Below are 22,289 nucleotides of genomic sequence, written 5' to 3'. Positions count from 1 at the left end.
CTGTTTTTTCACCCCCAGCGCCCGCCGCTCGGTTCGACAGCAATTTCCCCTATTCGTCCCCCACCCCGAACAAATCGTCGGTGGGTGACTCGGCCATGCGCTTGGGCAGGTTCAACCCGAAGTGCAGGTAGGCGTGGCGGGTGACCACGCGCCCACGGGGCGTGCGCATGATGTAGCCCTGCTGGATCAGGTAGGGCTCCAGCACATCCTCGATGGTGTGGCGCTCCTCGCTGATCGCAGCGGCCAGGTTGTCGATGCCCACCGGGCCGCCGTCGAACTTGTCGATCATCGCCAGCAGCAGACGCCTGTCCTGGTGGTCGAAGCCACGCTCGTCGACATCCAGCAGGTTCAGTGCCTGGTCGGCGATCACCCGGGTGATCTGGCCCTTGCCACGTACTTCGGCGAAATCACGCACGCGGCGCAGCAGGCGGTTGGCGATGCGCGGGGTGCCACGGGCACGACGGGCGATCTCGAAGGCTCCCTCGGGCTCGATGTGCAGCCCGAGGATGCCGGCCGAACGGGTAACGATGCTGGTCAGATCCGCAGTGCTGTAGAACTCCAGGCGCTGGACGATGCCGAAGCGGTCGCGCAGCGGGTTGGTCAGCATGCCGGCGCGGGTGGTGGCACCGACCAGGGTGAAGGGCGGCAGGTCGAGCTTGATCGAGCGTGCTGCGGGGCCTTCGCCGATCATGATGTCGAGCTGGAAATCCTCCATCGCCGGGTACAGCACTTCTTCGACGATGGGCGATAGACGGTGAATTTCGTCGACGAAAAGCACGTCGCCGGACTCCAGGTTGGTCAAGAGTGCCGCCAGGTCACCCGGGCGCTCCAGCACCGGGCCGGAGGTACTCTTGATCGACACGCCCATCTCCTGCGCGATGATATTGGCCAGGGTGGTCTTGCCGAGGCCCGGCGGACCGAAGATCAGCGTGTGGTCGAGGGCCTCGTTGCGCCCGCGGGCCGCCTGGATGAACAGCTCCATCTGCTCGCGCACGGTGGGCTGGCCCACGTAGTCGGCAAGGCTCAGCGGGCGGATGGCGCGGTCCAGCTGCTCGTCGCGGTCACGGCTGCTGGCGGTTATCAGGCGGTCTGCTTCGATCATGCGGTGTTACACCATTCCTTTCAGGGCGCGGCGGATCAGTTCTTCGCTGGACAGCCCTTCTTCCTTGATGGCGGCAACGGCACGGCTGGCTTCCTGGGGCTTGAAGCCCAGGGAGATCAAGGCGCTCAGCGCATCGCTCTCGGCACTGGAGACCTTGGCGTTGAGCGGCTCGACCACCAGGGTGGAGATGCTGGGCATGGTTTCCCAGGCCTTGAAGCGGTCCTTCAGCTCCACCAGCAGACGCTCGGCGGTCTTCTTGCCGACACCCGGGATCTTCACCAGGGTCGAGGTGTCCTGGGCCTGCACGCAGCGCACCAGCTCGTCCACTTCCAGCCCTGACATCAGCGCCAGGGCCAGCTTGGGACCGACGCCATTGAGGCGGATCAGCTCGCGGAACAGCTCGCGCTCGCGCTTCTCGAAGAAGCCGTAGAGCAAGTGCGCATCCTCGCGCACCACCAGGTGGGTGTGCAGGGTCACGGGCTCGCCGGTCGAGGGCAGGCGGTAGAGGGTGGTCATGGGCACTTCCAGCTCGTAGCCGACGCCATTGACATCGAGAATCAGGTGCGGCGGCTGTTTTTCCGCCAGGGTGCCACGCAAACGTCCAATCACGAAGTGCGTCCTTATATGGGGTTACAAACGGAGCCGTCCGCCGCGGCGCTTGGCGGTGGCGAGGCCGTGCGGGATCAGGCTCTGCCGGTGATGCGCATGGCACAGGGCGATGGCCAGGGCATCCGAGGCGTCGATCTGGGGCTTCTGCACCAGCTTGAGAAGGTGCATGACCATCATCTGCACCTGCTGCTTGTCGGCGCCACCGGTGCCGGCGATGGCCTGCTTGACCTGGCTGGCGCTGTACTCGGCGACCTCCAGCCCCTCCTCGCTCGCGGCGACGATGGCGGCGCCACGGGCCTGGCCCAGCTTGAGCGCGGAGTCGGCGTTGCGCGCCATGAACACCTTCTCGATGCCCATGGTCACCGGCCCGTAGGTCTGGATGACCTCGCGCACGCCACGGAAGACGATCAGCAGGCGCTCCTGCAGCTCGCCACTGCCGGTACGGATGCAGCCGGACGCGACGTATTCACAACCGCGCCCGGTGTCGCGGACCACGCCGTAACCGGTGATGCGCGAACCAGGGTCGATACCGAGGATGAGGGTCATTGCAGCTCTATATCAGGTGCCCAAGTAAAAAAGCCGAAGCGTCCGCTCCGGCTTTTTCGTGTCAGCCCAGCTGGGCCATCACGTCGTCGGGGATGTCCACGTTGCTGTAGACGTTCTGCACGTCGTCCAGGTCCTCGAGCATGTCGATGAGCTTCATCACCTTCTGCGCGGTTTCCAGGTCGGTGATCGGCGCGGTGATCGAGGGGATCATCGCCACTTCAGCCTCATCGCCCTTGAAACCGGCGGCGGTGAGCGCTTCGTTGACACTGAGGAAGTCGGCGAACGAGGTGTAGACCTCGACCGAACCGTCGTCCGCTGCGACCACGTCGTCGGCGCCCGCTTCCAGGGCCGCTTCCATCAGGGCGTCTTCGTTCACGCCGGGGGCATAGCTGATCTGGCCCTTGCGGTCGAACATGTAGGCTACCGAACCATCGGTGCCGAGGTTGCCGCCGCACTTGCTGAATGCGTGGCGCACTTCGGCGGCGGTGCGGTTGCGGTTGTCGGTCATGGCTTCGACGATGATCGCCACGCCGCTTGGCGCGTAACCCTCGTAGCTCAGCTCGACCATGTTGTCGGCTTCGTTGGAACCGGCGCCGCGGGCGATCGCGCGATCGATGGTGTCGCGGGTCATGTTGGCGGTGAGCGCCTTGTCCACGGCCAGGCGCAGACGCGGGTTGTCCGCCGGGTTGCCGCCGCCGTGCTTGGCAGCGACGGTCAGCTCACGGATGAGCTTGGTGAAGATCTTGCCGCGCTTGGCGTCCTGACGCTCCTTGCGGTGCTTGATGTTGGCCCATTTGGAATGACCCGCCATAACTGACTCCGTGCTTGCTAGTGGCGGCGGCGCATCGGGCGCCGCCGTCGGGGTGGAACGATTTACTCGGCCTTGGGCTGTTCGCGCAGGCGGATGTGCAGCTCGCGCAGTGCCTTGCCATCCACGGTGCCCGGAGCCTGGGTCATGACGTCACCGGCGCTCTGGGTTTTCGGGAAGGCGATCACTTCGCGGATCGAGGCGGCGCCGGTCATCAGCATGACCAGGCGATCCAGGCCGAAGGCCAGGCCGCCGTGCGGCGGGGCGCCGTACTTCAGCGCATCGAGGAGGAAGCCGAACTTCTCTTCCTGCTCGGCATCGTCGATGCCCAGCACGCGGAACACCGCCTGCTGCATGGCCTTGTCGTGGATACGGATGGAGCCGCCGCCCAGCTCGGTGCCGTTGAGCACCATGTCGTAGGCCCGGGACAGCTTACCGGCCGGGTTGGCCTCCAGCTCTTGCGGGGTGCACTTGGGCGCGGTGAACGGGTGGTGCAACGAGGTCAGGCTGCCGTCGTCGTTCTCTTCGAACATCGGGAAGTCCACGACCCACATCGGCGCCCACTCCTTGGTGAGCAGGTTGAGGTCATGGCCGACCTTGATGCGCAGCGCACCCAGGGCGTCGCAGACGACCTTGGCCTTGTCGGCGCCGAAGAACACGATGTCGCCATCGACCGCACCGACGCGGTCGAGGATCACGTTCAGGTTAGGCTCGGCGATGTTCTTGACGATCGGCGACTGCAGGCCGTCCACGCCCTTGGCGCGCTCGTTGACCTTGATGTAGGCCAGGCCCTTGGCGCCATAGATGCCGACGAACTTGGTGTAGTCGTCGATCTGCTTGCGCGGCATGCTCGCGCCGCCCGGCACGCGCAGTGCGGCGACACGGCCCTTCGGATCGTTGGCGGGACCGGAGAAGACCTTGAACTCGACGTCTTTCAGTTGATCGGCGACATCGACCAGTTCCAGAGGGATGCGCAGGTCGGGCTTGTCCGAACCGTAGCGGCGCATGGCCTCTTCGAAGGGCATGTGCGGGAATTCGTCGAACTCGACGTCGAGGACTTCCTTGAACAGCTGGCGAACCATCTTCTCGGTGATGGCGATGATGTCGCTCTCGTCGAGGAAGCTGGTTTCGATGTCGATCTGGGTGAATTCCGGCTGGCGGTCGGCACGCAGGTCTTCGTCGCGGAAGCACTTGGCGATCTGGTAGTAGCGATCAAAGCCGGCAACCATCAGCAGTTGCTTGAACAGCTGCGGCGATTGCGGCAGGGCGAAGAAGTTGCCCGGGTAGGTACGGCTCGGTACCAGGTAGTCACGCGCGCCTTCCGGAGTCGGGCGACCGAGGATGGGCGTCTCGACATCGAGGAAGCCGTTCTCGTCCAGGTAGCGGCGGATGCTGCTGGTGATGCGCGCGCGCAGCTTCAGCTTGGCGGCCATTTCCGGGCGGCGCAGGTCGATGAAGCGATAACGCAGGCGGGTCTCCTCGCCGACGTCGGAGTATTCGTCCAGCGGGAAGGGCGGGGTCTCGGCCTGGTTGAGGACCTCGAGCTCGTAGCCCAGCACTTCGATGGCGCCGGACGCCATGTTGGCGTTGACGGCGCCAGCCGGGCGCGGACGCACCTTGCCGGTGACCTTGACGACGTATTCGCTGCGCACGCGGTCGGCCTTGGCGAAGGTCTCGGCGCGATCCGGGTCGAACACGACCTGGGCCAGGCCTTCACGGTCACGGATGTCGAGGAAGATGACCCCGCCGTGGTCACGGCGACGGTGGACCCAGCCGCAAAGGGTGATTTCCTGGCCGTCCAGGCTCTCGTTCAGTTGGCCGCAATAGTGGCTGCGCATCATGGTCGTGTTTCGCTTCTCTTGAGTCTTGAATTCGTCGGGCCGCCAGTGTGCGTGCCGTCGATGACCGCGGACGGGCGGTGACTCGCCGCCGGGCATCGGGACCACACTGCCGCAGGCCGGGGACCGGTGGCAAAGGGGCGGATTATATATGGTTAATCGATACCGCGCAGCCGCCCGCCGGAAGCCTTTCTATACTCAAGAGCCCAAGCCCGTGGAGGACGCCCATGGCCACGCCGCGCCCCGTCGACATCACCGCAGACCTGCTGGATGACTTCCGCCAGGAAACCCGCGAACAGTTCTCCCGCTGCGAGCACCTGCTGATCGAGCTGGAACGTCACCCCGATGACGACCAACGCCTGCGCGAGCTGTTCCGCCTGGTGCACACGCTCAAGGGCAACCTCGGCTACGTCGGCCTGGACCGCCTGAACATCCTGCCTCAGGCCCTGGAGGACGTACTCGCCAGGCTGCGCGAAGGCAGCCTGGCCTTCGACAGCCTGCTGGGCGACATCCTCCTGCTACTGCAGGACCGTCTGCGCGCGCAGATCGAACAGGCACTGCGCGGCGACACCGGGGAGCAGGAGGATGTACGCCCGCTGAGCAAGGCCCTCAGGACCCTGGCCAGCGCGCCCGCCCAGCGCCAGGCGGAACTGCGCAGCGCCCTGCTGCACCGGCTGGACCCGAGCACCCGCCTGCTCCCCCCGGAGCCCGAGGCGAAGAGCAGCGGCCCCCTGGCCCGCCACGACCTGGAGGACGAGCCCGACCTGCGTTTCTTCGTCGAGCTCATGGCGGCGGCGGAGAACCGCTCGCGCTTCTGGCAGGGCCGTGGCCAGCGCCAGCTGGAGCTCGCCCTGGCGATGAACGAGCGCGCCGGGCGCCCCGTATCGCCCCGTCAGCTGGCCGCCGCCGTGTGCCTGCACGACCTGGGCATGGCGCTGCTGCCGCTGGAACTGCTGCACAAGCAGGAGCCCCTGAACCATGACGAGCGCCGGCGCATGCAATCCCACCCGCGCATGGGTGCGGAACTGCTCAAGCGCATGCCGCAATGGGAGGACGCCGCCGAAATCATCCTGCAGCACCAGGAGCACGCCGACGGCAGCGGCTACCCCAAGGGCCTGCGCGAAACGGAGATCAGCCCCGGCGCGCTGATCCTGAACATCGTCGATACCTTCGACGCGCGCACCCACGAACGGGCCCACCAGACCCTGAGCAAGCGCCCGCTGCTGCGCGCCATCCTCGAAATCAACGGCCTGGGCGGCAGCCAGTTCAGCGCCTACTGGGTCGACATCTTCAATCTCTGCCTGCAGGAAGACCCCACCCTCGCCCACCTTTGACTCGGTTGTCGCCCCCACGGCGCCTGACTAAGCTGCCCACGCGGCCCCACCACTCGCGGCGGGGCAGAATGAATCGAGGAGTCCAGATGCAGGCGCTAGCAGGGAAGGTCGCGGTGGTGACGGGAGCAGGATCGGGCATCGGACGGGCACTGGCCCATCAGTTGGCTGCCGAGGGTTGCCACCTGGCGCTGGCGGATCTCGATCGGGAAAAGCTCGCCGAAGTCGCCCGGGAACTCGATCGCCAAGACCTGAGGATCACGACCCACCCCCTGGACGTGGCCGAGCGCGCGGCGGTCTATGCCTTCGCCGACGAGGTGCTCGCGGCGCACGGCAGCGTGCAACTGGTGATCAACAACGCAGGCGTCGCCCTCTCGCAGACCGTCGCGGAACTGCGTTACGACGACTTCGAATGGATCATGGGCATCAATTTCTGGGGCGTGGTGCATGGCACCAAGGCCTTCCTGCCCCACCTGCTGAGGAACAACGAAGGGCAGATCGTCAACGTCTCCAGCATCTTCGGCATCGTCAGCCTGCCCACCCAGGGTGCCTACAACGCCAGCAAGTTCGCCGTGCGCGGCTTCACCGAAGCGCTGCGTCAGGAACTGGCGCACACCGGCGTACGCGCCAGCTGCGTGCACCCCGGCGGCATCCGCACCAACATCGCCAGGGCCGCGCGCTTCTACCAGGGCCCGGATGGGCGCCAGGACGCCGCCCGCGCCGCCGCGCAGTTCGACAAGGTGGCCCGCACGACGCCCGAGGAAGCGGCCCGGGTGATCATCGAAGGCATTCGCCGGCAGCGCCCCCGCATTCTCATCGGGGCCGACGCGCGCCTGCTCGACCGCATCCAGCGACTGCTACCGGCCGGCTACCCGCGCGTCCTGGCAAGACTGCTCGGCCGCCGTTGAACCTCCCGGCGACCGATAGCCTCAAAGCATCGCAACGATTGATACACGCCAGGATCGACCCTGGGGCGCTCTATGCTAGGCTCTGCCGCATCACGGGCCCCAGCCAGGCCCCGGCCACTGAGAGGAGTAAAGGCATGGAAATCAATATCGGAATCGCCGAACAGGATCGCGCCGCGATCGCCGAGGGCCTGTCCCGCCTGCTGGCGGACACCTACACCCTCTACCTCAAGACCCACAACTTCCACTGGAACGTCACAGGGCCGATGTTCAACACCCTGCACCTGATGTTCGAAGGGCAGTACACCGAGCTGGCACTCGCCGTGGACTCCATCGCCGAGCGCATTCGCGCGCTGGGCTTCCCGGCACCCGGCACCTATGCCGCCTACGCGCGCCTGTCGTCGATCAAGGAGGAGGAAGGCGTGCCGTCTTCGGACGACATGATCCGCCAACTGGTCCAGGGCCAGGAGGCCGTCGTGCGCACCGCTCGCGGCATTTTCCCGCTGCTGGACAAGGTCAGCGACGAGCCGACCGCCGACCTGCTGACCCAGCGCATGCAAGTCCACGAGAAGACCGCCTGGATGCTGCGCAGCCTGCTCGCCAGCTGACCCCGACGGACGTGTGCAAAGGCCCGGTTCTCCGGGCCTTTCGCTATGCGCAAAAGCCTGCCTGAACTATGCTCTGGCAATCCGCTCCCGACACAGTGACGCGAATGAGTCAGCCGCCGAAACCTCCCCTGCTCATCGAGCTATTCCCCGAAGAAACCCGCGAGGCAGCCGAGTTGCTCAAGCAGGCGGTACCCCTCATGGTGCGCCACGACATTCCGCCAAATCCCGTCCACTACGCGCTCTGGTACACCTACAGCAAAGGCCTGGAGCCGGACCTCAACCGGCGCCTGGACAAGATCGTCAAGGACTTCGACAGCTTCCCGCCCGACTCGGCCATCAAACTGTTCCGCGACTACATCATCCGCGGAGAACTCGACGCCGCCCGCGCCGGGCAGCAACAGGTCATCGAACTGGTCGACGACATCGAGTCCGGCGTCAGCCGCAGCGTGGTGGGCAGCACCGCCTACCAGCACAGCCTCACCCTGGGCCTCGCCGCGCTGCACGATCCGATCATCGACGACCTGCCCAGCGTCCTCGGCGAACTGCAGCAGAGCACCCAACTGATGCAGGAGCAGCAGGAGCAGTTCCTCTACCGCCTGCGTGCCGCCCAGTCGGAGATCCAGAACCTGCGCAACCAGCTGGAGAAAGCGCAGATGGCGGCGACCCTGGACAGCCTGACCCAGGTGTTCAATCGCCACGCCTTCACCCGACTGCTCGAACAGGCCCTGGCCAGCACCCACGAAGGGCTGGCTCTGGTGATGCTGGATATCGACCACTTCAAGCAGTTCAACGACCATTTCGGCCACCCGCTGGGGGACCGCGTGCTGCAGCATGTCGGCCAGTTGCTGCGCGAACTCCTGCCTCCCCGTGCCATGGCGGCACGCTACGGCGGCGAGGAGTTCTGCGTGGTGCTGCGGGACTGCCACGACCTGGCCACCGCCCACCAGTTCGCCGAAACCCTGCGCCAGAAATTCCAGGCCCTGCGGGTGAAGGTACGCCGCACGGATCAGATCCTCGACACCATCACCGCCAGCTTCGGCCTAGCCCTGGCAGAGCCCGGCGACAACCTCGAAAGCCTCCTGACCCGCGCGGACGACGCGCTCTACCAGGCCAAGCGCAATGGCCGCAACCAGGTCCATCCGCGGGCCCCGGAAGCGGCCCTAACCGCTTGATTTGAGTAGCCCTCCTCTTTGCTGTTAAATACGGCCCGGTGCTCCCGGCCTCAAGTTGCCGAGGCCCGGAAACGACCGCCCAGCCCAGCCCTCCCTTCACCTGGATACGCTACCTGGACGGTCTTTCCGACGTGAGCGTTATCAAGGTGAGTCCATTGAACATGTTGAAGATCGTCCATCTGCTGACGGGCGCTGCCGCCCTGCTGTTGTCCTTCATTCCCAGCCTGCGAACCGATGCCCTGCCCTACCTGCAACAACCCGATGCCATCTACCTGGCGATGCTCGGTGCGCTCAACCTGCTACTCGCACCTGTAGTGCCTACATGGGCCAAGGGCCTGCACAGCCAGCTGCAGGGCGTCGTCTCCGCCCTGCTGGTCCTGGCCGTCGTACTGCAGACCCTCATCCTGCTGGCGCCGCTGTCCACCATCGGCGACCAGCCCGCCATCCTGCTCAGCCTGCTGGCGGTGATCGCCGCCGTTCTGCTGCACCTGGCGATCAACCTGCGCAAGGTCACCCAGGCCGCACCGCTGCCCCAGGACATGTCCAACCGCGAGACGGGCACGGTGAAGTGGTTCAACACGTCCAAAGGCTTCGGCTTCATCTCCCGCGACTCCGGGGATGACATCTTCGTGCACTTCCGTGCCATTCGCGGCGAAGGCCACCGGGTGCTGATCGAAGGCCAGCGCGTGGAATTCTCCGTCATGCAGCGCGACAAGGGCCTGCAAGCCGAGGATGTGATCGCCGCGCTACCTGGCCGTCGCTGAGTCCGGCTGTAAAGAAAAGCCCGCCAGATGGCGGGCTTTTTCATGCCTTCAATAATGAGGAGGCGGTGCCTCTTCCTCACCGCCGCCGAATTGACCGAGCAGTTCCTCCTGGCGCTTGGCCAGCGCGGCAAGCTGGAGCTGCAAACGCTCGACCACCCGCTGTTGCGCTACCAACACGTCGTTGAGCGCCTGGATGGTGTCGTCCTGGAAAGCCAGGCGGGTCTCCAGTTCGTTGATACGTGCTTCCAGGCTCATGGCTCGACCTCCGCGAAGCGAAAATCTCCGGTCAGCACCAGCCGCAGCCTGGCCATCACCTCAGCGACCTGCTCCGGCGAATAGGGCTGTGCCGGATGGCGGCCCCAGACCGGAGCCGGCCAGGCGGCATCCTCGCGACGCCGCACGATGACATGCATGTGCAACTGGCTCACGACGTTGCCGAGGGTGGCGACGTTCATCTTGTCGGCACCGAAGCTGTCCTTGAGCACCTCCGCCAAGCGCGTGGTTTCGTTCCAGAGGCGAAGCTGATCGTCGGCGTCGAGCTGGAACAGCTCGCTGACCTCCTCGCGACGGGGCACGAGGATGAACCAGGGGTAATGCGCGTCATTCATCAGCAGCAGGCGGCACAGGGGGAAATCTCCCACCGGCAGGCAATCCTGCTGCAGTCTCTGATCCAGGGCGAACATAGCGACCTCTCCTGTTCTACCGGGGTGAGCCCCGAGCTTAATCCCGCCCCGGCGACAGGCAAAGCCGAACGACGAGGTGGAAAACGGCGCGCAGGATAACCAAGGAATCCGGGCAGCGGAATCATCGCAACGCCCTCCTTTATATAGAGGCACAGCCGATGCGTTCCGAAAGTGCGCACCGGTTACCGTGACGCACCAAAATCGCCCACCACCATCCCGATCGTTACCCACCTTCACACTCGCACCACGGCGGAGCACGGACCTAACCGACACGGCGTGGCGCTGCAACCCCCGGAAAGCACAAAAAGGCCGCCCAACAGGCCCTTCGCCAGCCACCACGGCAGAGCGAGCCGGATAAGGATGTCGCCCCGGAACACGCCATCCGTCTCACACCGATAAATTTTCCCGGCTACGACCCCACTTTGAGCACGGTTGTTGCTTTACACCGAACAAGGTCGCAGCAGGCACCCACGCTCGCATGCACACCGCCTCCGGAGTGCCGACAGGAGGCTGTCGAACAGCCATCGGAAGCGCGCATCGAATGAAGGACGGAAGTGCAGGCTTAGTTGCCCTAAGTGCCTGGCCAGACCGCATAAAAATACGAAACGAAGGGATTGCAAGGCGAAAACTACGAATATGCGACATGCTCACACCGAATTTGCGACATGGCCGTGAAGAATTCGTAAGGAATAGAGTTGAACTATCGCCAACATAGACGTCGTGCTATAAGTTAGCGCCGACACAAAAAGAAAGAACCGCCTTCCATATATAAGAAAGCGGCGAGAATCTTCAAAACCAAAGGAGCAATCACAATGCAAGTGATGAAGTGGAGCGCACTGGCCCTGGCCGTGACCGCCGGTACCACCCAACTGGCATTCGCCAGCGCCCAGGACGAGTCCAAGGGCTTCGTGGAAGACAGCAAGCTGTCCGTTCTGAACAAGAACTATGCCTTCTATCGTGACTTCCGTAACAACGGCGTCAACAACGGCGGCAGCGCTACCAACCAGAACTACCGTAACGAGTGGGCACACGGCATCCTGGCCAACTACCAGTCGGGCTACACCCAAGGTACCGTTGGTTTCGGGGTTGATGCTCATGGCGCACTGGGTATCAAACTCAACAGCGGCGGTGGCACTTCCGGTACCGGCCTGATGCCTATCGGCAGTGATGGCAAAGCCCAGGATGATTACTCCTACGCTGGCGGTGCCGTTAAGGTTCGCGTATCCAATACCGAACTGAAATACGGCAACCTGATTCCGACCGCTCCGGTCTTCGCCACTGGTACCGCACGCCTTTTCCCGGGCACTGCTGAAGGCTTCCAAATTCTCAGCAGCGAGCTCGAAGGCCTGACCGTCGACGCCGGTCACTTCACCTCTATTCGTGACGGCAGCCTCTCCACCAACAAAGACGGCGACATCACCCTTGCTTATGGTGGTGTTATTGATGCCAAGAGCGCCGACTACATCGGCGGTACCTACGCTATTTCCGACCAGCTGTCCGTCAGCCTCTACGGTGCAGAGCTGGAAGATATCTACCGTCAGTATTACGCCAACGCGAACTACAGCATTCCGCTGGCCGAAGACCAAGCCCTCGGTTTCGACTTCAACATCTATCGCACCCTTGACGAAGGCCAGTCGAAAGCAGGCGAAATCGAGAACACCGCGTTCTCTCTCGCCGCGTCCTACTCGATCGGTGCTCACAAGCTGACCCTGGCCCACCAGCGCGTCAATGGCGACGAGCCGTTCGACTACATCGGCATGGATGGCGGCAACTCCGGCGACTCTATCTTCCTGGCCAACTCCGTGCAGTACTCCGACTTCAACGCTCCTGGCGAGAAGTCCTGGCAGCTGCGCTATGACCTGAACATGGCCACCCTCGGCGTTCCTGGCCTGAGCTTCATGGCTCGTTACATCACCGGCTCCGATGCAGACGGTACCAAGGCAGACCCGAACGGTGCGTACGCTGGCGCCTTTGGCTCAGACGGCAAGGAGTGGGAGCGCAACCTGGAAGCCAAATACGTCGTGCAAGACGGTCCGGCCAAGGATCTCTCGGTTCGCATCCGTCACTCCACCTGGCGCGCCAACAACGACATGGGCGGCTTCTACTCCAGCGGCAGCAGCGCTATTGACGAAGTCCGCGTCATCACCGAGTACCCGCTGGACATCCTGTAATACAGGCCCAACTGTTACTTCGATACAAAGAGCCCGGCTTATGCCGGGCTCTTTCTTTATATATGTCTACGCACGCGTAGTTGAAAGCCATCACCAACTAAAACTTGTCGCACCAGTCAGATTGGCAGCGCATAAGTCCCGGTGACATGGGCCACCAGCTCTTCCTCCATTCCCCGCGAATATAGCGACACCTCACACACCGCCTGCCTCCTGCTCAACCTGAGTATCCGAGCCTCCGCCATCAGGTCGAGCGGCTGTAGCCGGGCCAGGAAGTTGATGTTGAGGTTGCTGGTCACGGCCATCTCCACCCGACCGAGGCGACCCAGCACCACCGCGTACATCGCCGCATCGGCCAGCGCCATGAGGGTCGGACCGGAAAGCGTGCCGCCCGGGCGCACCAATTTGGACTGGAAGGGGACCCGCGCCAGTGCACCCTCCGCGTCCAGGCGCTCGATACGCAAGTCGATATCCTCCGCCATCGGCACCCCCGTGCGGATCAATGCCTCCACCTGCCCAGCACTCAAACCGCCCATCGCCCCTCCCCTTTCCGATTACCGGGCCGCAACCTGTACGCGCCCCAACGAGCGCCGTACAATGCCGAGCCAATAAAACCCATCGCAACCGACGAAACGGCCAAACATGCGTACCAGTCAGTACCTGCTCTCCACCCTGAAGGAAACCCCCACCGACGCGGTGGTGATCAGTCATCAGCTGCTGCTGCGCGCGGGCATGATCCGCAAGCTGGCCTCCGGTCTGTACACCTGGCTGCCGATGGGCCTGCGTGCGCTGCGCAAGGCCGAGGCGATCGTACGTGAGGAAATGAACGCCGCCGGCGCCCTCGAGGTGCTGATGCCGGCTATCCAGCCCGCCGAGCTCTGGCAGGAATCCGGCCGCTGGGAACAGTACGGTCCCGAGCTGCTGCGCCTGAAGGACCGCCATGGCCGCGACTTCTGCGTCGGCCCGACCCACGAGGAAGTGATCACCGACCTCGCGCGCAACGAGCTGAACAGCTACAAGCAGCTGCCGATCAACCTGTACCAGGTACAGACCAAGTTCCGCGACGAAATCCGTCCGCGCTTCGGCCTGATGCGCGGCCGCGAATTCATCATGAAGGACGCCTACTCCTTCCACAGCACCCAGGAATCCCTGCAGGAAACCTACGACGTCATGTACGGCGCCTACTGCAAGGTCTTCACCCGCCTGGGACTGAACTTCCGCCCCGTGCAGGCCGACAACGGCTCCATCGGCGGCAGCGGCTCCCATGAATTCCACGTCCTCGCCGAATCGGGCGAGGACGATATCGTCTTCAGCGACAGCTCCGACTACGCCGCCAACATCGAGAAGGCCGAAGCCGTTCCGCGTGAAACCGCTCGCGGCGCCGCCACCGAGGAACTGCGCCTGGTCGACACCCCCGATACCAAGACCATCGCAGCCTTGGTCGAGAAATTCGGCCTGCCCATCGAGAAAACCATCAAGACCCTGGTCGTCCACGGCGCCGAGGAAGGCACGCTGGTCGCCCTGATCGTCCGTGGTGACCACGAGCTGAACGAAATCAAGGCCTCCAACCAGGCCCTGGTCGCCAGCCCCCTGGTGTTCGCCAGCGAAGAAGAACTGCGTGCCGCCATCGGTGCCGGTGCCGGCTCCCTCGGCCCGCTGAACCTGCCGATGCCCTGCATCGTCGACCGTTCCGTAGCCCTGATGAGCGACTTCGCCATCGGCGCCAACATCGACGACAAGCACTACTTCGGCGTCAACTGGGAACGCGACCTGCCCCTGCCGGAAGTCGCCGACCTGCGCAACGTCGTCGCCGGTGACCCGAGCCCCGATGGCAAAGGCACCCTGGTGATCAAGCGCGGCATCGAAGTGGGCCATATCTTCCAGCTCGGCACCAAGTACAGCGAGGCGATGAAGCTCAGCGTGCTCGGTGAGAACGGCAAGCCCGTCACCCTGATCATGGGCTGCTACGGCATCGGCGTTTCCCGCGTCGTGGCCGCCGCCATCGAGCAGAGCTACGACGAGCGCGGCATCCTCTGGCCGGACGCCCTGGCGCCCTTCCAGGTCGCCCTGGTGCCGCTCAAGTACGAGACGCCGGCGGTCAAGGAAGCCACCGACAAGCTCTATGCCGACCTCACCGCCGCCGGCATCGAAGTGCTGCTGGACGACCGCGACAAGAAGACCAGCCCCGGCGTGAAATTCGCCGACATGGAGCTGATCGGCATCCCCCACCGCATCGTGGTGAGTGAGCGCGGCCTGGCCGAAGGCAACCTGGAATACAAGAGCCGCCGCGAGACCGATAGCCAGGCTGTCGCCGTCGACGAGGTTCTGTCCTACATCACAGCACGCGTCCGTCGCTGATCGAGAAGAAATGTTCAAGCGTAGTTCCATCCGCCTCACCGGCGCCGCCCTCGGCGGCGCCCTCTTCCTCAGCGGCTGCGCCAACCACCTGCCCCAACGGGCCGAACACGAGGAGCGCGTCGAGCGCAAGCTGCTGAGCCATGAGCTGCAGATCGACGTCGGCGAGCCACGTGTGCTGGAACTGCCGCAACGCCGCGTGCGCGTGAACGAACAGAAGACCTTCGAGGTGACCGAGTTCGAAGTCACCCGTCGCTACGATCGCTACACGCCCTACCAGCCCTGGCGCGAGATCTACGAGATCCCGCTGGGCGCCGTGGCCGTGGTGGCCGGTGTCGGCGCCAACGTGCTCAACGTGGTGCTTTTGGGCAGCCTGCCCGATACCGCGACCAAGGACTGGATCAGCTACGGTTTCGCCGGCCTCAACCCCTTCATGAACGTCGAGTCCAATGGCCGCTCCGAACAGAACCTGGCCGATATCGACGAGCAGCAGCGCGACAAGCGCGTCGAATACTCCAGCCTGCCCTGGGCCGAGCGCCCGGTACTGGTGACCGCCGGCAAGCAGAGCAACGAACTGCTCACCGACCGCCACGGCGTCTTGCGCCTGAACCTGCTCGATGGCCCCTTCGCCGAGCAGGACACCAGCCGCATCGGCAAGCTGCTGCTCAGCGTGGAAGACCCACTCGACGGCACCCGCTCCGAATCCAGCCTGATGGTCAGCCGCTCCCTGCGCGGCAAGCTGCAGGAAGCCCACGCGCTGATCTTCGAGGACCTGGAAGACGATGAAGTGCCGCAGTGGGTGCATCGAGTCAAGCGCCTATCCGAGCTGGGCCTCGAAGAAGAAGCCAGCGAGCTGGAACAGAGCCTGATCGAGCTGACCCGCAACGACCCCGAGCTGCAGCAGGAATTCCTCAAGGCCTTGATGAAAGATGCAGGGCGCCTGGCTGCCGACCCCGGCGAAAGCGACTGACCCACCAATGCCCGCGCCCTGGCCAACGCTGCTCCTGAGCGGCCTGCTGGCGCTGACGGCCCCCGCCTTCGGCAGCCTGCGCCAGGCGCCGGAACCCGAACTGCGGCAATTGCTGCAACGCACGGTCACCGAGGCCGACAGCTTCGGTGATCGATTCGACGCCGAAGTCTGGCTGCTCGACATGTCCACCCGCCTGAAGCGCTACGTACCCGACCCGGCCGAGCGCCTGGAACTGCTCAGGCTGGTGCACCACGAGGCGAGCAAGGCCGGCCTCAGGCCCGATCTGGTGCTGGCGCTGATCCATACGGAAAGCCGTTTCGACCGTTTCGCCATCTCCGCAGTGGGCGCCCAGGGCATGATGCAGGTGATGCCCTTCTGGAAGGCCGAGCTGGGCCGCCCCCAGGACAACCTCACCGACAACGCCACCAACCTGCGCTACGGCTGCACCATCCTGAGCTACTACCTGAAGAAGGAACGGGGTGACATCAACCGGGCACTGGCGCGCTACAACGGCAGCCTCGGCGAAAGCTGGTACCCGGCCAAGGTGGTCGGGTTGTGGCAGGACATCTGGTACGTCCGCCCCTAGCGGCGCACGATGAAACCGGCGATTCCCTGCAAGGGCTGCTCTTCCAGCTCGACCGCCGTCACCTTCGCCCCGCGGGGGCCCTGTTCGAGCCAGGCAGCCAATTCGCGTACCGCCGGCTCCTCCCCCTCGAACAGCACCTCCACGCGGCCGTCCGCCAGGTTGCGCACCCAGCCATCCAGATCGAGGCGGTCCGCCTGATCCTGGGTCGACTGACGGTAGGAGACCCCCTGGACCTTGCCGCTGACGTAGCCATGCAGACAGATGCGCGCCATGCTCATTCCCCTTCCTTCAGAGCGACCAGCCGCTCGTTGAGCCCGGCGGCGGTCTGCTCGCCCATCAGGCGCTCGCGCACCTTGCCCTGGGGATCGATGATGTAGGTCACCGGCAATGCCTCGCTGCGCGGCAGTTGGTAGCGCTCCGCAGGGTCCTGGGCGAGCACCGTGAAGGTGATGCCCATCTGCTTCGCGGCCTTCTCCAGTTCGGCCCCTTGCAGGCCGTCGAAGTTCACGCCCAGTATGCGTACACCCTTGCCCTCGGACTGGCCGGCCAACGCGTTGAGCTCGGGGATCTCGGTGCGGCAGGGGCCACACCACTCTGCCCAGTAATTAATCACCAACCACTGGTTTTCGAGGCCGGCAGTCGCTACCTTCTGTCCATGTTGGTCGAGGCCGATATCGTCCGAACAGCCTCCCAGCAACAGCCCGGCACCCATGAGAATGAGCGCCCCGAAAACAGCCTGGAGTCGTGATCCCATGCAATCGATCCTCGTATATGCAGGGTTGATATGACGCTGGATGCCCTGTGCCTGGAAGTGCCGGACATCCTCGAAGAGGACACCCCTATCCTGGCGGGCCTGAACCAGTTCCTCGCCGACGCCCGCCAGCAGCCGCAGGACGGCGCGTTGCAGCAGGTGCTCGGCCAGTTGTTCCGGCTCAATCGAAGTGCGGTGACCTTACTCGAAAGACAGCGCGCGCTGCAAAGCTTCAGCGAGGAATACCGCCACTACGCCACGGCCTATGAACACGGCGCCCTGCCGCCGATGCTGTTCCTGCGCCTGTGCAGCGAACTGGCCGCCGGCTTCAAGCGCCTGCTGCTGCAGATCCTCCAGGGGCGCCAGCCCTCGCTGCCGCACCTGGCCTGGTGCCTGTACATGGCCCAGCACTTCATCGCGCAGACGCTGATGCGCCACTACCAGCACTACCAGGAGCCACCTGGCGCACTGTGGCGCGACAGCCACTTGCTCTACTGGATCGGAGAGCACCAAGGCTGCCTGGACGAGCCGGTCGCCGCCGCCTTCCGCCCGGTTCCGGCCAGCACCTTGCGCGGCCTCTACCAGCAGGTGCTGCTGCTTGCCCTGAGCAACCCCTTCCACCTCACCGAGGGCGAGTGCCCCCTGCTGTTCGGCGCCCTCGCCCCCCTGGCCGGGCTCGCACACCTGCTGCCCTGGGACCAGGAAGACGAGAGCGACGGCCCGACCGTCGATCTCACCGACGCCCAGCCCTACGTGCCTTATGACCGCCTGCAGGCACTGGCCGGCGGTCCCTACCTGCGTCGCCTGGAACTGGGTCCGTTGCTGATCGCCCTGCACGAACCCGCCCCGCTGCGCAGCACCGCCGAGCACGACCTGCTGGAGCGCGTCAGGCAGAACTGGCAGGGACGCCAGCAGCGCCGCCACCCACGCACCGAATACGAAGGCTCCTGCAGCATGGTGGTGGGCCTGCCCGCCATCCATGCCCAACTGCTGGCGCAACGCCCGGCCAGCCTCGATGCCCAGATGCTCGACGCCAGCGCCGGCGGTGCCCGCCTGCTGTGCCACGCCGACCAGGGTCCGCAACTGCCGGTGGGCCAACTGACCCTGCTGCTCAACAGTGGCACGCCGACCCTGGCACTGGTGCGCTGGCGCCACACCAACCAGGAAGGCCTGCACCTGGGCCTGCGCTACCTCAAGGGCCTGCCGCGCCCGGTCTGGCTGCGCCGCGCCCCCAACTCGCAAACCCACCCCGGCGTACTGCAGAGCACCCCCGCCCCCGGCAACGGCTGGCACCACGGCCTGTGGCTGCCGAAGAACCAGTTCGTCAGCGGCGAACACCTCTGGCTGCAACTCGCCAGCGTGCACAACCAGGCCATCCTGCCGCTCCCCGAGCCCAACCTCGGCACCTCGATGGTCACGCGCTACCCGCTGAAAATGGCCTGATCGGCGAAAGTGCGAGACGGGTCACGCCGCCCATCGGCCAAGCGCACAGTTTCGTCCGCGCGTCCTCCTTATAATTCCCCGCACTAACCGTACGAACGTACCGCTATCAGCCTGGAAATATCGCCCAATGTCCCAGAACCAAGACAAGCTGATCGGCCCCGTGCCTTCCCGCATCGTCGAGGCGGCTCGCCTGATCGTCACCCCCTATGAAGGGCGGGTCGCCGAGTTCAACGTCGCCTCCTGGCTGCAACTGCCAGGCTTGGCCAACCTGCCGGTGTCGCTGCTGATCAACTACCGCGACGGCGAAATCCGCCGCGAAGTCTCGGTGGACCACGGCAAGGTCAACGCCCACGGCAAGATCCTGCTCTCGGGCATCGCCCGCATGACGGTCAAGCACAAGATCGAAGACATGCAGGTCCGCCTGAGATCGGCGGTGCCCGTCCAGGGCCTGCTGGTGGAAGAGCTTTTCGTGCAGGCCGTCGAGCAGGCCGGAGCGGACAGCCGCCAAGCCCTCGCCTGAGAACGCCAGGCTGCAACGAAAAACCCCGCGCCAGTCGCGGGGTTTTTCATTGGCGTTCGGCTCAGGCGCGCGCGGCGCCGTTGCTCGGAGTGGGCGGCTCCTGGTCCTCGTCCCGACGAGCTTCGGGCACGGGGGTGGGCGGCACCAGGGATTCGGGCCATTGCGAGAACTGCAGGCCGGTGATCCGGTTCAGACGCTCGAGCGCCTCCTGAGGATCACGCTCATGAAGATGGACGACTTTGCCCTTGGCCTTGCTCATAGAACTCTTACTTCCTTGGCTAATCCCTGTCTGATAGCAGAGTGACAGCAGACTTTGCCTGAGATTGCCAGAAACGTGCCACATTCTGCTAGCAGCGCCATCGGGCCCTGGCAGCGGCCCCGTTAGCGGGGAGCCGCTGGCAATGTGCCGCAAACTGCCTTTTTTTGTCACTCGACCGCAGGGCGCAGCCAGCCGGCCAGGCTGCCGTCGAACAGGGCCTGCTGCTCCTGGTGCAACGCCTCCAGCGCGGCCTTGAGCGGTGGATACCAGGCCTCGTCCAGATGCGCCGGCAGTTGCGATGAGCGCGGCAACGGCCAGGGGCAATGGCTGAGCAACTGGTGCAGGCTGTAGTTATTCAGGTCCCGCGACAGCACCCAGGAGCCACCTCCCACGCGGCACGCCAGGTGCTGGCTTTCGAGCAGTTCCATCAGCTCCAGCCACTCATCCTCCGGCAGCAGCCAGCCGGCACGTTGTGCATCCAGATGCCGCGTGGGCAGACCCCGCTGCTGGCGGTCGTGCATGACCCGCAGCACGCCCATCAGCACCAGCAGGCGCGGCATCGCCTGGCGCCGCCAATGGCGCGAACTGGTGAGGTTGCATACCAGCTCAGCGCCGAACAGCACGATGAGCCAGGACACATAGATCCACAGCAGGAACAGCGGCACCGTGGCGAAGGCACCATAGATCAGCTGGTAGCCCGGGAAGAAGCTCACGTAGAGACCGAACAGCGCCTTCGCCGACTCGAACAGCAGCGCGGTGAAAGCACCGCCGGTCAACGCATGGCGCAGCGGTACGCGGGCATTGGGCACGGCCGCGTAGAGCAGCGTGAAGGCCGCGACGTTGAACAGCAGCGGCGTGAAGCCGAGGAGGATGCGGGTGCCGGCGATCTCGTTGAGGCTGGAAAGCATCGACAGCGAGGTGATGTAGGTGCTCACTGCGAACCCCGTCCCCAAGAGCAGCGGCCCCAGGCTGAGAATGGCCCAGTACAGGAGGAAGCTGGAAACCCCGCGCCGCGGCTGGCGCACCCGCCAGATGGTGTTGAAGGCCTTCTCGATGGTCACCAGCATGGTGAAGGCCGTCACCGCCAGCAGCGCCACGCCCACCCAGGTCAGGTGCCGCGCCTGCAGGGTGAAGCCCTGCAGGTACTCCTGCACCGCCTCGCCGGTCGATGGTACGAAGTTGTGGAAGATGAAACGCTGGATCTGCTCGCCCATGCCCTGGAAGGCCGGGATCGCCGAGAGCATGGTGAAGGTCACCGTCATGATCGGCACCACGGCGAACAGACTGGTATAGGTCAGCGCTGCAGCGCTGTTGAAACCGTGGTCGCTGATGAAGCGATGCAAAAGGAAGCGCCAGAACTCTTCCAGGTCTTTGATGCGTTGGCGCATTCCATCTCCTTAATGCTGGGTGCCCTGTCCGCCGGCCGACTCGACACGCAAGGTTCAGGCCTGCGCCCGGACGCGGTTAGAATAGCCGCCTCCCACAAGGCCTTGCGACCCCCGCCATGACCGAAATGACGCTGTATCACAATCCCCGCTGCTCGAAATCCCGCGGCGCCCTGGAACTGCTCGAGGCGCGAGGCCACTCGCCGCATATCGTGCGCTACCTGGAAACCCCGCCCGGCGTCACCGAGATCGAGACCCTGCTGCGCCGCCTCGGCATCGGCGCACGCCAACTGCTGCGCACTGGCGAGGACGAATACAAGAACCTCGGCCTGGACGACGCCGGCCTCGATGACGCTGCACTGGTCGCCGCCATGCACGCCCACCCCAAGCTGATCGAGCGCCCGATCCTGGTGGTCGGCGAGAAGGCCGTGATCGGTCGCCCACCGGAGAAGGTCCTGGAGATCCTGCCTTGAGCACGCCCTACATCCTGGTTCTCTACTACAGCCGCCATGGCGCCACCGAACAGATGGCCCGGCAGATCGCCCGTGGCGTGGAGCTGGGCGGTATGGAGGCGCGCCTGCGCACCGTGCCCGCCGTCTCCAGCGAATGCGAGGCGGTGGCCAGCGACATCCCCGCCGACGGCCCGCTCTACGCCAGCCTCGACGACCTGAAGAACTGCGCCGGCCTCGCGCTCGGCAGCCCGACGCGCTTCGGCAACATGGCCGCGCCGATGAAGTATTTCCTCGACGGCACCAGCAGCCTCTGGCTCAGTGGCGAACTGGTCGGCAAGCCGGCCGGCGTCTTCACCTCCACCGCCAGCCTGCATGGCGGGCAGGAGACCACCCTGCTGTCCATGCTCCTGCCGCTGCTGCACCACGGCATGCTGGTCACCGGCCTGCCCTACAGTGAACCGGCCCTGCTATCCACCAGCGGCGGCGGCACCCCCTACGGCCCCAGCCACTACGCCGGTGCCGACGGCAAGCGCGCCCTCGACGAACACGAAACCACCCTTTGCCGCGCCCTGGGCCAACGCCTGGCCACGACGGCGATCCGCCTGGAGAAGCCCCGTGGCTAAGAAACCCAAAGTGCTCCCCGAACTGGAGTGGCTCGCCCCGCGCCTGGCCATCAGCCGGGCCCTCAGCCTCATCGCCTTCTTCGGCCTGGCCTTGCTGCTGGTGGTCTGGACCCTGGTGTACGCCGAACTCAACGGCGCCCGTCCCTGGGTGGTACTGAGCATCGAGCTGCTGCCGCTGGCGCTGCTGGCGCCGGGCATGGTCCTCGGCAACGCACGCGCGCATGCCTGGGCCTGCTTCGTGATCAACCTGTACTTCATCCAGGGCGTGCTGGCGGCCACCGACCCGAACCGCGCGCTGTTCGGCTGGCTGATGGGCGGGCTGAGCCTGCTGCTGTTCTGCGCCGCGCTGCTCTACACGCGCTGGCGCTTCCAGTACAACCGCAAGCTGGCCGGGGAAAGCTGAAGGGAAAT

26 protein-coding genes and 1 pseudogene are annotated in these 22,289 nt (G+C 65.0%); 15 read left to right on the top strand and 12 right to left on the bottom strand.

Features of this window, described 5'->3' with window-relative positions; translation table 11 throughout:
• Window positions 1-49 precede the first annotated feature (49 nt).
• The 5 genes from ruvB to aspS all read right to left on the bottom strand — a co-directional run bounded on the left by ruvB (window position 50) and on the right by aspS (window position 4,906).
• Entirely contained in the window at window positions 50-1,102 is a 1,053-nt protein-coding gene (gene ruvB / locus ACYJSS_RS07125; RefSeq protein ID WP_111263842.1) for a Holliday junction branch migration DNA helicase RuvB, read from the bottom strand.
• A gap of 6 nt (window positions 1,103-1,108) precedes the next feature.
• Window positions 1,109-1,711: a Holliday junction branch migration protein RuvA gene (ruvA, locus tag ACYJSS_RS07120; protein ID WP_111263843.1), complete on the bottom strand. Its 603-nt coding sequence runs from the start codon at window positions 1,709-1,711 to the stop codon at window positions 1,109-1,111.
• Window positions 1,712-1,732: 21 nt separating this feature from the next.
• Window positions 1,733-2,257: a crossover junction endodeoxyribonuclease RuvC gene (gene ruvC / locus ACYJSS_RS07115; RefSeq protein WP_111263844.1), complete on the bottom strand. Its 525-nt coding sequence runs from the start codon at window positions 2,255-2,257 to the stop codon at window positions 1,733-1,735.
• Window positions 2,258-2,318: 61 nt separating this feature from the next.
• Window positions 2,319-3,068 carry a YebC/PmpR family DNA-binding transcriptional regulator gene (locus ACYJSS_RS07110; RefSeq protein ID WP_111263845.1) on the bottom strand — a complete coding sequence of 250 codons (750 nt, stop codon included), beginning with the start codon at window positions 3,066-3,068 and terminating at the stop codon, window positions 2,319-2,321.
• A gap of 62 nt (window positions 3,069-3,130) precedes the next feature.
• A complete protein-coding gene (gene aspS / locus ACYJSS_RS07105; RefSeq protein WP_111263846.1) occupies window positions 3,131-4,906 on the bottom strand; it encodes an aspartate--tRNA ligase in 1,776 nt (591 codons plus the stop codon).
• Between the two features lie 224 nt (window positions 4,907-5,130).
• Here aspS and ACYJSS_RS07100 point away from each other — a divergent pair, with 224 nt between their 5' ends.
• The 6 genes and pseudogenes from ACYJSS_RS07100 to ACYJSS_RS07075 all read left to right on the top strand — a co-directional run bounded on the left by ACYJSS_RS07100 (window position 5,131) and on the right by ACYJSS_RS07075 (window position 9,683).
• Window positions 5,131-6,237: an HD domain-containing phosphohydrolase gene (locus ACYJSS_RS07100; RefSeq protein ID WP_111263847.1), complete on the top strand. Its 1,107-nt coding sequence runs from the start codon at window positions 5,131-5,133 to the stop codon at window positions 6,235-6,237.
• A gap of 86 nt (window positions 6,238-6,323) precedes the next feature.
• Window positions 6,324-7,142 carry an SDR family NAD(P)-dependent oxidoreductase gene (locus tag ACYJSS_RS07095; protein ID WP_236204521.1) on the top strand — a complete coding sequence of 273 codons (819 nt, stop codon included), beginning with the start codon at window positions 6,324-6,326 and terminating at the stop codon, window positions 7,140-7,142.
• A 134-nt stretch (window positions 7,143-7,276) separates the two neighbouring features.
• On the top strand, window positions 7,277-7,747 hold the full coding sequence (locus ACYJSS_RS07090) for a Dps family protein (protein ID WP_111263849.1): 471 nt from the start codon (window positions 7,277-7,279) through the stop codon (window positions 7,745-7,747).
• Between the two features lie 104 nt (window positions 7,748-7,851).
• Window positions 7,852-8,919: a GGDEF domain-containing protein gene (locus ACYJSS_RS07085; RefSeq protein ID WP_236204522.1), complete on the top strand. Its 1,068-nt coding sequence runs from the start codon at window positions 7,852-7,854 to the stop codon at window positions 8,917-8,919.
• Window positions 8,920-9,080: 161 nt separating this feature from the next.
• A pseudogene (locus ACYJSS_RS07080) lies at window positions 9,081-9,404 on the top strand (cold shock domain-containing protein membrane protein); the annotation flags it as partial.
• 54 nt (window positions 9,405-9,458) lie between these two features.
• Window positions 9,459-9,683, top strand: a complete 225-nt coding sequence (locus ACYJSS_RS07075) for a cold shock domain-containing protein (RefSeq protein WP_164488216.1) — start codon at window positions 9,459-9,461, stop codon at window positions 9,681-9,683.
• 48 nt (window positions 9,684-9,731) lie between these two features.
• On the opposite strand, the gene ACYJSS_RS07070 is transcribed toward ACYJSS_RS07075, so the two are convergent.
• Together ACYJSS_RS07070 and ACYJSS_RS07065 are read right to left on the bottom strand one after the other, a co-directional pair.
• Window positions 9,732-9,938 (bottom strand): SlyX family protein, encoded by a 207-nt coding sequence (locus tag ACYJSS_RS07070; RefSeq protein ID WP_111263851.1) that lies wholly within the window; start codon window positions 9,936-9,938, stop codon window positions 9,732-9,734.
• Complete coding sequence (locus tag ACYJSS_RS07065) at window positions 9,935-10,366, bottom strand: HIT family protein (RefSeq protein ID WP_111263852.1); 432 nt, start codon at window positions 10,364-10,366, stop codon at window positions 9,935-9,937. The genes ACYJSS_RS07070 and ACYJSS_RS07065 overlap by 4 nt, the downstream gene beginning before the upstream one ends.
• 812 nt (window positions 10,367-11,178) lie before the next feature.
• Here ACYJSS_RS07065 and ACYJSS_RS07060 point away from each other — a divergent pair.
• A complete protein-coding gene (locus tag ACYJSS_RS07060) occupies window positions 11,179-12,537 on the top strand; it encodes an OprD family porin (protein ID WP_111263853.1) in 1,359 nt (452 codons plus the stop codon).
• Between the two features lie 116 nt (window positions 12,538-12,653).
• On the opposite strand, the gene ACYJSS_RS07055 is transcribed toward ACYJSS_RS07060, so the two are convergent.
• Complete coding sequence (locus ACYJSS_RS07055) at window positions 12,654-13,061, bottom strand: PaaI family thioesterase (protein ID WP_236204643.1); 408 nt, start codon at window positions 13,059-13,061, stop codon at window positions 12,654-12,656.
• A 115-nt stretch (window positions 13,062-13,176) separates the two neighbouring features.
• On the opposite strand from ACYJSS_RS07055, the gene ACYJSS_RS07050 reads away from it, so the two are divergent.
• The 3 genes from ACYJSS_RS07050 to ACYJSS_RS07040 are packed head-to-tail and all read left to right on the top strand — an operon-like array spanning window position 13,177 to window position 16,445.
• The gene (locus ACYJSS_RS07050; protein ID WP_111263855.1) at window positions 13,177-14,892 is read left to right on the top strand and encodes a proline--tRNA ligase; all 1,716 of its coding nucleotides are present in this window, start codon (window positions 13,177-13,179) and stop codon (window positions 14,890-14,892) included.
• 10 nt (window positions 14,893-14,902) lie between these two features.
• Entirely contained in the window at window positions 14,903-15,859 is a 957-nt protein-coding gene (locus ACYJSS_RS07045) for a hypothetical protein (RefSeq protein WP_111263856.1), read from the top strand.
• 7 nt (window positions 15,860-15,866) lie between these two features.
• Window positions 15,867-16,445: a lytic transglycosylase domain-containing protein gene (locus ACYJSS_RS07040; protein ID WP_111263857.1), complete on the top strand. Its 579-nt coding sequence runs from the start codon at window positions 15,867-15,869 to the stop codon at window positions 16,443-16,445.
• Here ACYJSS_RS07040 and ACYJSS_RS07035 read toward each other — a convergent pair.
• Window positions 16,442-16,717, bottom strand: coding sequence for an acylphosphatase (locus ACYJSS_RS07035; RefSeq protein ID WP_236204644.1), 276 nt, complete (start codon window positions 16,715-16,717; stop codon window positions 16,442-16,444). The two genes, ACYJSS_RS07040 and ACYJSS_RS07035, sit on opposite strands and share 4 nt — an antisense overlap.
• 2 nt (window positions 16,718-16,719) lie before the next feature.
• Window positions 16,720-17,199 (bottom strand): TlpA disulfide reductase family protein, encoded by a 480-nt coding sequence (locus ACYJSS_RS07030; RefSeq protein ID WP_111263858.1) that lies wholly within the window; start codon window positions 17,197-17,199, stop codon window positions 16,720-16,722.
• Between the two features lie 30 nt (window positions 17,200-17,229).
• Between ACYJSS_RS07030 and ACYJSS_RS07025 the strand changes: the two genes are divergently transcribed.
• Together ACYJSS_RS07025 and ACYJSS_RS07020 are read left to right on the top strand one after the other, a co-directional pair.
• Window positions 17,230-18,639 (top strand): PilZ domain-containing protein, encoded by a 1,410-nt coding sequence (locus ACYJSS_RS07025; RefSeq protein ID WP_236204523.1) that lies wholly within the window; start codon window positions 17,230-17,232, stop codon window positions 18,637-18,639.
• 127 nt (window positions 18,640-18,766) lie between these two features.
• Window positions 18,767-19,159: a hypothetical protein gene (locus ACYJSS_RS07020; protein WP_111261706.1), complete on the top strand. Its 393-nt coding sequence runs from the start codon at window positions 18,767-18,769 to the stop codon at window positions 19,157-19,159.
• Window positions 19,160-19,220: 61 nt separating this feature from the next.
• On the opposite strand, the gene ACYJSS_RS07015 is transcribed toward ACYJSS_RS07020, so the two are convergent.
• Both ACYJSS_RS07015 and ACYJSS_RS07010 read right to left on the bottom strand, forming a co-directional pair.
• Window positions 19,221-19,418, bottom strand: a complete 198-nt coding sequence (locus ACYJSS_RS07015) for a hypothetical protein (RefSeq protein ID WP_111261707.1) — start codon at window positions 19,416-19,418, stop codon at window positions 19,221-19,223.
• 167 nt (window positions 19,419-19,585) lie between these two features.
• A complete protein-coding gene (locus ACYJSS_RS07010) occupies window positions 19,586-20,806 on the bottom strand; it encodes a YihY family inner membrane protein (RefSeq protein WP_111261708.1) in 1,221 nt (406 codons plus the stop codon).
• 116 nt (window positions 20,807-20,922) lie between these two features.
• On the opposite strand from ACYJSS_RS07010, the gene arsC reads away from it, so the two are divergent.
• Genes arsC through ACYJSS_RS06995 form a run of 3 tightly spaced genes read left to right on the top strand, consistent with a single transcriptional unit; the run spans window position 20,923 to window position 22,281 of the window.
• The gene (gene arsC / locus ACYJSS_RS07005; RefSeq protein ID WP_236204524.1) at window positions 20,923-21,276 is read left to right on the top strand and encodes an arsenate reductase (glutaredoxin); all 354 of its coding nucleotides are present in this window, start codon (window positions 20,923-20,925) and stop codon (window positions 21,274-21,276) included.
• Window positions 21,273-21,878: an NAD(P)H:quinone oxidoreductase gene (gene wrbA, locus ACYJSS_RS07000; protein ID WP_111261710.1), complete on the top strand. Its 606-nt coding sequence runs from the start codon at window positions 21,273-21,275 to the stop codon at window positions 21,876-21,878. The genes arsC and wrbA overlap by 4 nt, the downstream gene beginning before the upstream one ends.
• Window positions 21,871-22,281, top strand: coding sequence for a DUF2069 domain-containing protein (locus tag ACYJSS_RS06995; RefSeq protein WP_236204525.1), 411 nt, complete (start codon window positions 21,871-21,873; stop codon window positions 22,279-22,281). The genes wrbA and ACYJSS_RS06995 overlap by 8 nt, the downstream gene beginning before the upstream one ends.
• Window positions 22,282-22,289 lie beyond the last annotated feature (8 nt).

The sequence above is a fragment of the Pseudomonas sp. No.21 genome (assembly GCF_054558415.1).
Note: the sequence above shows the minus strand (reverse complement) of the source record. Positions and strands in the feature narration are given on the sequence as shown.

Excerpts from the sequence above, each read along its gene's own strand:
- ruvB (WP_111263842.1), bottom strand. The coding sequence starts at position 1,102 with ATGATCGAAGCAGACCGCCTGATAACCGCCAGCAGCCGTGACCGCGAC.
- ruvC (WP_111263844.1), bottom strand. The coding sequence starts at position 2,257 with ATGACCCTCATCCTCGGTATCGACCCTGGTTCGCGCATCACCGGTTAC.
- ACYJSS_RS07110 (WP_111263845.1), bottom strand. The coding sequence starts at position 3,068 with ATGGCGGGTCATTCCAAATGGGCCAACATCAAGCACCGCAAGGAGCGT.
- aspS (WP_111263846.1), bottom strand. The coding sequence starts at position 4,906 with ATGATGCGCAGCCACTATTGCGGCCAACTGAACGAGAGCCTGGACGGC.
- ACYJSS_RS07100 (WP_111263847.1), top strand. The coding sequence starts at position 5,131 with ATGGCCACGCCGCGCCCCGTCGACATCACCGCAGACCTGCTGGATGAC.
- ACYJSS_RS07095 (WP_236204521.1), top strand. The coding sequence starts at position 6,324 with ATGCAGGCGCTAGCAGGGAAGGTCGCGGTGGTGACGGGAGCAGGATCG.
- ACYJSS_RS07090 (WP_111263849.1), top strand. The coding sequence starts at position 7,277 with ATGGAAATCAATATCGGAATCGCCGAACAGGATCGCGCCGCGATCGCC.
- ACYJSS_RS07085 (WP_236204522.1), top strand. The coding sequence starts at position 7,852 with ATGAGTCAGCCGCCGAAACCTCCCCTGCTCATCGAGCTATTCCCCGAA.
- ACYJSS_RS07075 (WP_164488216.1), top strand. The coding sequence starts at position 9,459 with ATGTCCAACCGCGAGACGGGCACGGTGAAGTGGTTCAACACGTCCAAA.
- ACYJSS_RS07070 (WP_111263851.1), bottom strand. The coding sequence starts at position 9,938 with ATGAGCCTGGAAGCACGTATCAACGAACTGGAGACCCGCCTGGCTTTC.
- ACYJSS_RS07065 (WP_111263852.1), bottom strand. The coding sequence starts at position 10,366 with ATGTTCGCCCTGGATCAGAGACTGCAGCAGGATTGCCTGCCGGTGGGA.
- ACYJSS_RS07060 (WP_111263853.1), top strand. The coding sequence starts at position 11,179 with ATGCAAGTGATGAAGTGGAGCGCACTGGCCCTGGCCGTGACCGCCGGT.
- ACYJSS_RS07050 (WP_111263855.1), top strand. The coding sequence starts at position 13,177 with ATGCGTACCAGTCAGTACCTGCTCTCCACCCTGAAGGAAACCCCCACC.
- ACYJSS_RS07045 (WP_111263856.1), top strand. The coding sequence starts at position 14,903 with ATGTTCAAGCGTAGTTCCATCCGCCTCACCGGCGCCGCCCTCGGCGGC.
- ACYJSS_RS07040 (WP_111263857.1), top strand. The coding sequence starts at position 15,867 with ATGCCCGCGCCCTGGCCAACGCTGCTCCTGAGCGGCCTGCTGGCGCTG.
- ACYJSS_RS07035 (WP_236204644.1), bottom strand. The coding sequence starts at position 16,717 with ATGGCGCGCATCTGTCTGCATGGCTACGTCAGCGGCAAGGTCCAGGGG.
- ACYJSS_RS07030 (WP_111263858.1), bottom strand. The coding sequence starts at position 17,199 with ATGGGATCACGACTCCAGGCTGTTTTCGGGGCGCTCATTCTCATGGGT.
- ACYJSS_RS07025 (WP_236204523.1), top strand. The coding sequence starts at position 17,230 with ATGACGCTGGATGCCCTGTGCCTGGAAGTGCCGGACATCCTCGAAGAG.
- ACYJSS_RS07020 (WP_111261706.1), top strand. The coding sequence starts at position 18,767 with ATGTCCCAGAACCAAGACAAGCTGATCGGCCCCGTGCCTTCCCGCATC.
- ACYJSS_RS07015 (WP_111261707.1), bottom strand. The coding sequence starts at position 19,418 with ATGAGCAAGGCCAAGGGCAAAGTCGTCCATCTTCATGAGCGTGATCCT.
- ACYJSS_RS07010 (WP_111261708.1), bottom strand. The coding sequence starts at position 20,806 with ATGCGCCAACGCATCAAAGACCTGGAAGAGTTCTGGCGCTTCCTTTTG.
- arsC (WP_236204524.1), top strand. The coding sequence starts at position 20,923 with ATGACCGAAATGACGCTGTATCACAATCCCCGCTGCTCGAAATCCCGC.